The organism is Candidatus Igneacidithiobacillus taiwanensis (genome assembly GCF_031962545.1).
In the GTDB taxonomy this organism is placed as follows: Bacteria; Pseudomonadota; Gammaproteobacteria; order Acidithiobacillales; family Acidithiobacillaceae; genus Igneacidithiobacillus; species Igneacidithiobacillus taiwanensis.
In genome coordinates this window covers 1-10,416 of sequence record NZ_JAVRKK010000082.1, presented here as the reverse complement: position 1 = coordinate 10,416, position 10,416 = coordinate 1, and the positions used below count along the sequence as shown (strand labels likewise).

The following is a 10,416-nucleotide window of genomic DNA, read 5'->3' as shown; positions in this document are numbered from 1 at the left end:
TACCGATTCCTCGAGCACGTGCGTACCTCCTCACCGTTCGATGAGCTTGCTAGCTAGTCCGCAGAGTATACCGCCAACCGCGTCCCGAAAAGTTCTAACCCGATAACCACGATGTTTTTTCAGTGGTCAGCGTGTCCCCCAGCTCCCATTATCCGGGAAGCCGAAAAAGGGCGCCGTAATGATAGGGAGGAAGTTCGACTACGCGCTCCAGTTGCAGACCTGGATACGCCCTTCGGGGAAAAACATCTCAGCCGCGGCGAATCGTGAGGGTACAGCCCGCGCCCAAGTCCAGGCAGATCTCCAAGGCTGCCGCTATCGATTTTGGGCTGCGCGCCTGTCTCAGGTCCAACTCGACAAAGGCAGTGCCTGGATCTTTGCAGAGGGCACCTTCCGGCCCTGCCACAGTTTGCTCCGACGTGCGCAAACGACGTCGCCAGTAATAAAATTGCGGCAAGGACAGTCCTTTCCCCGCACAAAACTGGCGAACCGAAAGGGGTGATTCCTCCTGCTCCCGCAACAGACGTTGCCAACCTTCCGCCCGATCATCCGCAGCACTCATCCTATTTTGCCCTCCATGATATCGCTCCTATCCGCAAAGGAGTCGTCATCATGGAGGCTCACCGATTACCGCGGAAGAACGCCGCTTAGCGACCGCTTACTCCACGGAGTTTGTGCGGCTTCTTGGACTTCGTTTGCCCCCACTGCTTGCAGCCGTTGCCTCGCTTCCGCTTGGCTCAGGCCGGCACAGGTGCTATTTGCTTGCGCCATGATGCGCTATTCCTCCTTCCAGATAGATCGGACTGCGGGAAAAATACCGCTGATCTTGGGTGCATAGGAGAATGTTCGGTATATTCGACAACATCGATATCCTCTTTGTGCTATCGATACCAAAGGATATGATTGCATTCCAAAGGAATTATGGCATGCGGATGGCAAGGGATGATGCGCGGTGTGTAATCAGCAGGCGCTCGACTCGTCTGTATTGTGGCAGCGTAAGTCCAGGAAGTATCAGAATCATTTTTCTTTGGAGATGTCGTCATGGGATGAATTTCCTCTGATGAACCAGTAGCGAACAGTTCGACTCGCAAAAATTCTGGCGGTATGGCCCCCAGTTGCACGGTAACCGAAAAGCGCACTCCTGCGGAGGTCTGTTCGGATTCCACACCTAAAAATCGGACATCGTTCCAGTGTTGATTGATTAGGCTTTGCCATGCTGCAAGAGCAGCGCAGACTTCGGGCGACTGGCGTGCTTGGAGATGCTGGGCTGCAGGCAGATAGAGTTGGCTCACATATTCGCGCATCATGCGATTACTGCTGTATTGCGGGGTGAGGCGCGCCATACTTTCGCGCATACGATAGATCCAGGATTGCGGGCAAGCGTTTGGGCCATGCCGATCGTAGAAGTCGGGGAGTATCTCTTGTTCTAAGAGCGTGTAGAGACGCTCTGCCTCCTGATGATCCCACTCGAGGTCTGTGCCATGTTCCTGTCGGTCCCCAAGCGCCCAGCCAACAGCAGGCTCGTAGGCTTCTGCCCACCAACCATCCAGCTCAGAAACGTTGAGCCCTCCATTAACCAATACTTTCATGCCACTGGTGCCGCTGGCCTCCCAGGGGCGCCGCGGAGTATTGATCCACAAATCGACGCCGCGCACTAAATGTCCAGCGATCAACATGTCATAATCATCGAGAAAAACGATGTGCTCAAACAATTCAGGGTGACGCTCTATGAATTGGGTCCACTCTTGAATCATAAGCTTGCCGGGTTCGTCGGCAGGATGGGCTTTGCCCGCCAGCACTAGTTGCACAGGAAATTGGGTGTTTGTCAGCAAGCGATATAAGCGATCGGCATCGTGGAGCAACAGGTTGGGGCGCTTATACTCGGTAAATCGACGGGCAAATCCCATGGTAAAGCGATTGGGATCCAAAACCTGCTCCGCTCTCGTGATTTGTTCGGCGGGAGCTTGGGCCATCGAGAGCCGTCTTTTCAAATGGGCACGCGCAAAACGGACCAGATCTGCGCGGGCGGCATTGCGCATATTCCAAAGCTCTGTATCCGGGACCTTTCGCAGGTCTTCCTCCATGGTCTCCAGCGCATGGATCCAGCGCGCCTTTCCTGCATAGGTGCTCCAGAGTGCGTCGGCCTCTCGCGAGTCCCAACTAGGCATGTGAACCCCATTGGTTACGAAAGTGACGGGGACCTCGCTCTGTGGCCAACGCGGGAACAATGGCTGAAAGATGGCGCGGCTGACCTCGCCATGCAACTGACTTACACCGTTGATCATGCCGCTACCGCGCAGGGCAAGCCATGCCATATTGAATGGTTCCTGCGCATCTGTAGGTGTGGTTCGGCCAAGACTCAGCACATCGTGTGCATCCAGACCAAAGAGATCGGGAGCGCGCTCCAGATAGTGATTCATCAGATCGGCCGCAAATCGGTCAAATCCAGCAGCGATCGGCGTATGGGTGGTAAAAATATTTCCGACGCGCGTGGCGATCAGCGCAGTCTGTAGCGAACCGCCATGTTGCTCCAGGTAACTGCGTGCGCGAGCGAGCACGGCGAATGCCGCATGCCCTTCATTCAAATGACAGAGATCGGGCTGTAAGCCTAACTTCTGCAGCAATTGCCATCCACCGATCCCCAGGCAAATCTCCTGTAAGAGCCGATTTTCCGATCCGCCACCATAGAGCTCTCCAGTAATAGAGCGGTCAGTAGGGGCATTGAAGGGATCATTGCTGTCTAGGAGATACAGCGAAACGCGCCCAATTTGCGCTTGCCAGGCACGAAGAATCAATGTCCGCCCGGGTAGTGGCAGGGTTACGCGAATCCACTCGCCATCCGCATCCAGGGCGGGAGTCACAGGTAATTGCGTTGGATCGTTAAAGGGAAACTGTTCCGATTGTCTTCCCTGAGCGTCAATCGTTTGGCGAAAGTAGCCCTGCTGCCAGAGTATGCCAACACCGGTAATGGGTACGCCCAGATCATGCGCAGTCTTGAGCACATCTCCCGCCAGAATGCCAAGTCCACCGGAGTAAATGGGCAACGCCTCCGAGAGCCCGAACTCCATGCTGAAATACGCTATCTGAGAGAAGGGTGCGTCTGCATGTTCTTGCTGAAACCAAGTAGGCCTTGTGAGGGAAGATCTGTGTTCCTTCAGCAAATTTGCCAAGAGTTGTGTGACCTTACGATTACGCGCCAAACTCCTCAGTCGCCCTTCAGATAGATTCTGTAAGAGGAGCCAGGGACTGCGTAGTTCTCGCCAAGCATCTGGGTCAATTTGCTCCCATAACACATCATGGGCGTGATTCCACGACCAGCGCAAATCGGTCGCAAGCTCCGCCAGCCCGGACAAAGAATTCGGTAACTTGGGTAGCATATAGCACAATGTTGGATTCATTCCGGACCACCTCCTCAAAAACGCACGGGGCGGATGAAGGCCTGCTTGCCGGCAAAGCTAGCGGCGGTGCCAATTTGCTCCTCAATGCGGAGCAGTTGATTGTACTTGGCGACACGTTCTCCTCGTGCTGGTGCGCCGGACTTGATATGCCCGGTATCGAGCGCCACCGCGAGATCGGCGATGAAATCGTCCGTAGTTTCCCCCGAACGATGGGAAACAAAGGCGCCCCAGTGGTGGAATTGCGCCAATCGGGCGGCGGCGAGGGTTTCTGTTACCGTGCCAATCTGGTTGAGTTTAATCAACGCGGCGTTGGCAATGTTATCGTCGATGCCGCGCTGGATGATCTGCGGATTGGTGCAAAAAATATCATCGCCCACGAGTTCAACCTCAGCGCCGAGTCGCTCATTGAGCAACTTCCAGTTCTCCCAATCGTCTTCGGCTAGACCGTCTTCGAGCAAGACCACCGGATAGTTGCGCACAATTTCGGCAAAGTACTCGATCATCTCGGCGCTGCTGAGTTCTCGATCTTCTGTACGCAGTTGGTATTTGCCATCGTGAAAAAATTCCGAGGCGGCGGCGTCAATGGCAATGCCACAGTCCTTTCCAGCGGTAAAGCCAGCGCGATGGATGGCGGCTACCAAGAGGTCATAGGACTCGTGATTGGAGAGAACGGCGGGTGCGAAGCCTCCCTCGTCGCCAATACCCACAGGCAAGTGTTTGGCGAGGAGTTCTGCCTGCAGGGCATGATAGATTTCCGCACCCCAGCGCAGGGACTCGCGGAAACTGTCGGCCCCATAGGGCACCAGCATGCATTCCTGAAAATCAGCACCTTGCCAATGGGCATGTACCCCACCGTTGAGGACATTGAAGCAGGGTACGGGGAGCCGCGTAGCGCCTGGTCCGCCCAGATAGGCAAATAGGGGCAGATCGGCGGCATCGGCGGCGGCGCGGGCACAGGCCATGGACACGGCAAGCAGGGCATTGGCGCCAAGGCAGCCCTTGTTGTACGTGCCATCGAGGCCAATCAGGGTATCGTCGATCACCTTTTGATCGCGCACGTCGAGATCGATCAGGTCGGGTGCCAGCACCTCTTCGATGTGCTCAATGACCTTGCGCACGCCTTTGCCGCCAAAGCGAGCGGGATCGCCGTCGCGCAGTTCAATGGCCTCCCTGCTGCCGGTTGAGGCGCCAGAGGGCACGGCAGCACGAGCGCGCTGGCCGCTGGTGAGCAGCACCTCCGCTTCGACGGTAGGATTGCCGCGAGAATCGAGGATTTCGCGGGCGATGATGTCTTGGATGTAGGCGTTCATGGCGGCTCCTTTCAAGATTCGGTGAGGTGATCAAGGCAAAGAACTTCCAGGCGGTTGGTGCCCCCTGGATGACCTTTGCTGGGTCCTTGCGTGAGGACAACGCGTCCGGCGCTGAGTCCGTGCTCGGCAAACCAACGACGGGCGGCGGCGGCCCAGGAGTCTTCGGGGCTCGGAAGCTGCACGGGATAGACGCCGTAGTGTAGGCAAAGACGCTGGCAGGTACTGTGATGCGGACTGAAGGCGACAATCCACGTATGTAGGCGGTAGCGGGCGATGCGCGCGGCAGTGGTACCGGTTTCCGTGGGAGTGACGACCCATTGCGGCTGCAGCTGGCGGGTACTTTCCCAGACATTGCGGGCAATTACCGACTCCACCGTTGGCGCCTCGGGAAAGTCGTGCTCGAGGGTCTGCAGCTCCTCCCGGCTGGCCTCGGTCACCCGGGCGATTTCCGCCAAGGTGCGAACGGCCTCCACAGGAAAATCTCCCATAGCGGATTCCTCCGAGAGCATGACCGCATCGGTACCATCGAGAATGGCATTGGCGACATCGGTAACCTCGGCACGGGTGGGGCGACTGTTGTGCACCATGGATTCCAACATCTGGGTGGCAGTGATGACCGGCTTGCCCAGGGCCCGCGCCCTGCGGATGAGGCGTTTTTGCAGTGCCGCGATTTCGGTGATGGGCACCTCGACCCCCAAGTCGCCGCGCGCCACCATGATGCCATCGGCGGCATGAAAAATGCGGTCGAGCTGCTGCAGGGCACGGGCGCGTTCGATCTTGGCGATAAGAAAGGGCTGAAACCCCAAGGTCCGCGCTTCCCGACGTACGGTATCGAGATCGTTTGCAGTCTCGACGAAAGAAACACTCAGGCCATCGACTCCAGCCTGCAGGGCAAAGGCCAAGAGTTTCCGATCTTCTTCGGTGACGGCCCCGCCCTGCAGGGAGATTTCGGGAAGATTCACGCCCTTGTGCGAGAGGAGTGGGCCGCCGACGACAACGCGACAATGCAAACCGACCTCGTCTACCTCCTCGACGCGTAACTCGATAAAGCCGTCGTTGAGAAAGATGCGATCACCCTTTTGCAGTGGTCGGGACAGGCGCGGTAACTCGAGGGGGATTTCCTCGGCGGTACCTGCTGCCTGCGGAGCCAGGCGAATCTGGCTACCGGCACGCAGTTGCACTGGTGCCGGCAGGGTGCCGATGCGGATTTTGGGGCCCGGCAGGTCGGCGAGGATGGCAACCCGCCTTTGGGTTTTCTCTGCTGCCGTTCGAATACGGGCAATACGTGCCTGGTGTTCTGCCGGGGTGCCGTGGGCGAGATTGAGGCGGGCCACATTCATGCCGGCGTGCAGCATCGCCTCTAGGGTGTGTAGGGCGTCCGAGGCGGGGCCAATGGTGCAGACGATCTTACTATGGTGGCTGGGGAGCTGGATCACTGGATCGGACCCTCGAGCAACTGGCTGGCCTGTTCCGTCGTTTGGCCTTTGACGACGATGGCATGGACAGCCTTGCAAAAGCGCACGGCCTCGGGCAGAGAGCGCTGGTGCACATTGCGGCCGGTGGCGCAGCCAGCGGTACCGCCGAGTTCTAACTGGTCTTGTAGGCGCTGGAGAAAATCTGCTGCCGTCGTTTCCGATCCGCCGGCACAGATAACCTGCGTGCGGCCAGCGGCGGCCACCGCCTCGCCCAGTAGTTTGGCGTCCATTTTGCCTTTGGCATCTACCGGTGGGTTCACCTTGGCAAAGTCCGCGCCTAGGCAGGCTACCAGTCCCGCCGCTCCGGCAATCAGGTGGGGATCCTGCTCTCGCGGTCCTACCGCCTTCCCGCGTGGGTAGGCCCAGATCACCGCCAGCAGACCCAACTGGTGGGCATCCTGCACCAGTTGCGCGGCCTCCCGCAGCATCTCTGCCTCGTAGACCGACCCCGGATAGATGGTGTAACCCACCCCAACAACGCGAATGCGGCTATAGCGCAGAAAATCGTGCACCTGCGCCATGCTTTGCCACTGCAGGCTGCGAGGGTCTTGCTCGGCAGTTTTGACGAGGTGCGTCTTACTGTTGAGTTTGAGCAGGTAGGGGATTTGTGGATAGTCGCGACCGTAGCGGGCTACGAGGCCGAGTTGTGCGGCAAAGCACCCAATGGGCGCGGCGCTGGCAATGCGAAACAGGTGCTCGGGATCGGCGTCGTCGTCGGCTGCCGTCCCACCCACGAAGTCGTCGTTGAGATGCTCGACCTTCTGGTCGCCGGCCATCAAAAAGAGGCGTCCCGACTCTTGCGTAACCAGCCGATAGTTTTCTTCCCAGCGACGCTCGGCGTCGGCCGAAATTCCGATGGGGGCTTGCGGTAGGGTCTTCATAGCGGTCTCCTTGCTCATTCCATACAGGGGTGCAGGTGGGCGTAGTGGCGGCGCAGGGCGTCGCCGGTGGCAGCCACCAAGGGGTGCAGGGAAGGGGTCAGGCGCGGCTGGCTGCCAAACTGCATGCTGGCGATGTCCGGGGCGGTCGCCCGCATCTGGATGGCCAAGCCCATGGTGTTGACCAGCTCGCCGGTGGTCGCCCCACCCAAAACCTGCGCACCCAGCAGTTGCAGGGAATCGGCGGCAAAAATCACCCGGCAGTAGACCTCCTGGGTATTGGGCATGGAGGCGGGATGATGATCGGGCAGACGAGATTCTCCCACCAGAATCGGAAAGCCCTCACTTTCTGCTTGCTGTTGGGTTAGGCCCGCTACGCCAAAAGCCAATCCATCGATTTCACTGGCATAGACGCTAACCGAGCCGGCGCTATGACGCAGTTCCCGCAGACCATAGAGATTCATGCCGGCAATCCGGCCTTCCGCCGCCGCTTGTGAGGCAATCATGGCGTGACTGGCCCTGCGGGTGAAAAAATCCTGCTTGTGGGCACAGTCGCCGACCGCAAAGATGGCGGGATCCTCCCGGCTGCGTTGAAAGGCGTCGACCCAAATGCCCCCGGAACGGCTCAGAGTAAGGCCCATGGCCTGGGCTAGGCCGACATTCGGGCGAGTGCCAATGGCAATGAGCACGGCGTCCACAGCCAAGGGCGGCCGGCCGGCAATCTGCACCTGCGCCACTTTTTTGCCGACAGCGTCGGGTAGCAGGGCCTCCACCTTGCACTGGGTGTGGATCTGTACACCGTGCTCCGTGAGTTTCTTTTCTACGGCAGTGCAGGCATCGAGATCAAAAGCAGCCTGCAGCAGGTGGGGCAGCATCTCGATGATGTGTACCTCGATACCGCGCTTACGGATCTCGTCGGCAAACTCCACGCCAATGAAACCACCGCCAATGATGGCCAGGGTTTTGATGGTGGGGATCAAGGTAGAAAAGAGCTGGTCAAGGGCCTCGTAGTCTTTTTGAATGCTGAAAACCCCGGCGAGTTGGGTGCCGGGAATGGGCGGGATGAAGTTCTCGGAGCCGGTGGCCAAGACCAGTCGTTCCCAATGAATGACGTCGCCGCTGCTGAGGGTGGCCGTATGTTGGCCGCGGTCGATGCTCTCTACCCGCCCGAATTGGAGTTGCCCCCCGGCGGCGAGGAGGGGAGCGCGACCCGCCATGTCCTCGTCGGTGCCGCCCAGGGTACCGAAAATGTACGGTATACCGCAGGGGATCACGGCATCGGCCTCGGGTCGCACCACCAAGACCTTTTTGTGCGGGGCGAACTGAGCGGCAGTGATACCGGCCATCATCCCCGCCGGGCCACCACCTACAATCAGAATGTCGGTTTGTTGCTCGGTCATATGGGTCTCTCCTTGCGCTACGTTCGCCTCAATAATCCAGTGCCTGCACGTCAATCTGCTGTAGCAGCGTGATCACGTCGTCATGGCGGCATAGGGTAGTGCCCGGCTGGGTGGCAGTGGCGCTACCGCAGGCTACCCCTAGCCGCAGGGCTTCCGCCGGATGCTTTCCCTGCGCGAAGGCCGCCACCAATCCCGCCACCATGGAGTCCCCGGCGCCTACCGTCGATTGCACCCGCACGGGTGGTGCCTTGGCGAGATGACTTCCCTCGGGCCCTACCAGCAGTGCCCCCTCGCCACCCAAAGAAACGCAGACGTACTGCACGCCACTTTCCTGAATCTTGCGCGCCTCCTGCGCCACCGCTTCGAGGGTCGGTAATTCGCAGCCACACAGCAGCGAGAGCTCATAGCGGTTGGGTTTGATGAGGAAGGGGTGTTGAGCCAGAGCTTGGGCCAGTAGGGGGCCGTGGGCATCGACCACGGCCTTTCCTCCGGCTGCCTGTACTCGCTCCGTAAGGACAGCATAGATGTCGTCTCCTACCCCCGGCGGCACGGAACCGGTGAGCACGCCAATACCGCTGTCGCAGAGCTCGAGAAAGGTCTGGGTGATGCTGGCCAGAGCAATGCTCGAGACGCGTGGGCCGGTGGCTGTCACTTCCAACTGTTCGGCAGGCTCTTGCTGGACGATGGTGGTATTGATCCGGGTCTCTCCCTCCACCGAGATACAATGCGGGCTGTCGAGGCGGTGCAATAGCAGGCGTTGCAGTAGCTCGCCGATGGTCCCGGCAACGATGCAGCAGCTATGGGCGCAGACCAGGAGTTCCTTGAGGACGCGGGCAACATTAACGCCGTTGCCGCCGGGATCGTAACGGCTCGCCTGGGCGGGGGTCTTTTGGTCGGGAACCACGTGTGTGACCTCGTAGGAGATATCCACTGCCGGGTTGAGGGTGAGGGCAGCGATGGGCTGACAGGGACGCTCCTGTTTCGTCATGACGGGTTCTCCTGCTGCCGCATAAGCACGGCGACCGCTGTAGATACCAAGCGTGCGCGGACCGGATCGGCGCGGGAATTGAGAATGATGGGTACCTGAGCGCCGAGGACAATGCCTGCTAAGCTGGCACCGGCCAGGTACTCCAGATCCTTGGCGAGAATGTTACCGGAGACGAGATCCGGAACGAGAAGAATGTCGGCATCCCCTGCAACGGTACTGCGGATTCCCTTGATGCGCGCCGCCTCGGCAGAGATGGCGTTATCGAAGGCCAAGGGCCCATCGACCTCTGCCCCGAGGATCTGCCCGCGGTCTGCCATCTTCGCCAGGCAGGCGGCGTCGATGGTGGAAGGAATGGCAGGATTGATGACCTCTACTGCCGAGAGGATTGCCGCCTTGGGGTGCTCGACCTGGAGTATTTTTGCCAAATCGATGGCGTTTTGCAGGATTGCGGCCTTGGTCAGCAGGTCGGGGCTGATGTTGATGGCCGCGTCGCTGATCAGCAGCAGCTTGGGGTAGCTGGCGATATCGGCGATAAAAACATGTGACAGTCGCCGTTCCGTGCGCAATTTGTCCAAAATGGGGTGGAGAAAGGCATCGGTATGCAGATGGCCCTTCATCAGTGCTTTGGCGCGTCCGGCCACGACGATCTCGACTCCCTTCTCGGCGGCCGCTGTTGCCGTCTCGGCGGCAACGATCTCGATGCTTGCGCAGCCGGAATACTCGTTACAGAGGGCAGCGAGAAGGGAGCGGATCTTGCCTTCCGTTCCAATCAAGATCGGCTTGATGATACCGCTGGCATGGGCCGCGCAGGCGCCGCGCAGCACGTGCTCCTCAGTGGCATCGACCACCGCAACCGGCAGCGGTGGGAGAGAGCTGACCGCCGCGAGAAGGGCATCAAAATGGGGATAGGGCACGGTGACTTCCTCCAACGGTTGGCAAGCGGGTCATTTTCTGCCCTCTACGAGCAGAC

At 59.3% G+C, this 10,416-nt stretch carries 9 protein-coding genes; all 9 read right to left on the bottom strand.

The features are described 5' to 3' along the window. Nucleotides 1–247: 247 nt before the first annotated feature. Complete coding sequence (tnpA, locus tag RTI30_RS09985) at nucleotides 248–559, bottom strand: IS66 family insertion sequence element accessory protein TnpA (protein WP_312260794.1); 312 nt, start codon at nucleotides 557–559, stop codon at nucleotides 248–250. A gap of 65 nt (nucleotides 560–624) precedes the next feature. Then, the gene (locus RTI30_RS14320) at nucleotides 625–768 is read right to left on the bottom strand and encodes a cation-transporting P-type ATPase (RefSeq protein WP_409449698.1); all 144 of its coding nucleotides are present in this window, start codon (nucleotides 766–768) and stop codon (nucleotides 625–627) included. Nucleotides 769–878: 110 nt separating this feature from the next. Further along, nucleotides 879–3,395, bottom strand: coding sequence for an alpha-glucan family phosphorylase (gene glgP, locus RTI30_RS09980; protein ID WP_312260795.1), 2,517 nt, complete (start codon nucleotides 3,393–3,395; stop codon nucleotides 879–881). A 14-nt stretch (nucleotides 3,396–3,409) separates the two neighbouring features. Then, nucleotides 3,410–4,705, bottom strand: a complete 1,296-nt coding sequence (gene eno / locus RTI30_RS09975) for a phosphopyruvate hydratase (protein WP_312260796.1) — start codon at nucleotides 4,703–4,705, stop codon at nucleotides 3,410–3,412. A gap of 11 nt (nucleotides 4,706–4,716) precedes the next feature. Next, the gene (gene pyk, locus RTI30_RS09970; RefSeq protein ID WP_312260797.1) at nucleotides 4,717–6,141 is read right to left on the bottom strand and encodes a pyruvate kinase; all 1,425 of its coding nucleotides are present in this window, start codon (nucleotides 6,139–6,141) and stop codon (nucleotides 4,717–4,719) included. After that, nucleotides 6,138–7,061, bottom strand: coding sequence for an aldolase (locus RTI30_RS09965; RefSeq protein ID WP_312260798.1), 924 nt, complete (start codon nucleotides 7,059–7,061; stop codon nucleotides 6,138–6,140). Before RTI30_RS09965 ends, pyk begins: the two co-directional genes overlap by 4 nt. A gap of 14 nt (nucleotides 7,062–7,075) precedes the next feature. Next, nucleotides 7,076–8,458 carry an FAD-dependent oxidoreductase gene (locus RTI30_RS09960; RefSeq protein WP_312260800.1) on the bottom strand — a complete coding sequence of 461 codons (1,383 nt, stop codon included), beginning with the start codon at nucleotides 8,456–8,458 and terminating at the stop codon, nucleotides 7,076–7,078. A 28-nt stretch (nucleotides 8,459–8,486) separates the two neighbouring features. Beyond that, the gene (locus RTI30_RS09955; protein WP_312260801.1) at nucleotides 8,487–9,446 is read right to left on the bottom strand and encodes a 1-phosphofructokinase family hexose kinase; all 960 of its coding nucleotides are present in this window, start codon (nucleotides 9,444–9,446) and stop codon (nucleotides 8,487–8,489) included. After that, on the bottom strand, nucleotides 9,443–10,360 hold the full coding sequence (locus RTI30_RS09950) for a bifunctional enoyl-CoA hydratase/phosphate acetyltransferase (protein WP_312260802.1): 918 nt from the start codon (nucleotides 10,358–10,360) through the stop codon (nucleotides 9,443–9,445). The genes RTI30_RS09955 and RTI30_RS09950 overlap by 4 nt, the downstream gene beginning before the upstream one ends. Nucleotides 10,361–10,416 lie beyond the last annotated feature (56 nt).

Bases quoted from the DNA above. Each gene is read 5' to 3' on its own strand.
- RTI30_RS09960 (WP_312260800.1), bottom strand. From the start codon at position 8,458: ATGACCGAGCAACAAACCGACATTCTGATTGTAGGTGGTGGCCCGGCG.
- glgP (WP_312260795.1), bottom strand. From the start codon at position 3,395: ATGAATCCAACATTGTGCTATATGCTACCCAAGTTACCGAATTCTTTG.
- RTI30_RS09955 (WP_312260801.1), bottom strand. From the start codon at position 9,446: ATGACGAAACAGGAGCGTCCCTGTCAGCCCATCGCTGCCCTCACCCTC.
- RTI30_RS09965 (WP_312260798.1), bottom strand. From the start codon at position 7,061: ATGAAGACCCTACCGCAAGCCCCCATCGGAATTTCGGCCGACGCCGAG.
- eno (WP_312260796.1), bottom strand. From the start codon at position 4,705: ATGAACGCCTACATCCAAGACATCATCGCCCGCGAAATCCTCGATTCT.
- tnpA (WP_312260794.1), bottom strand. From the start codon at position 559: ATGAGTGCTGCGGATGATCGGGCGGAAGGTTGGCAACGTCTGTTGCGG.
- RTI30_RS14320 (WP_409449698.1), bottom strand. From the start codon at position 768: ATGGCGCAAGCAAATAGCACCTGTGCCGGCCTGAGCCAAGCGGAAGCG.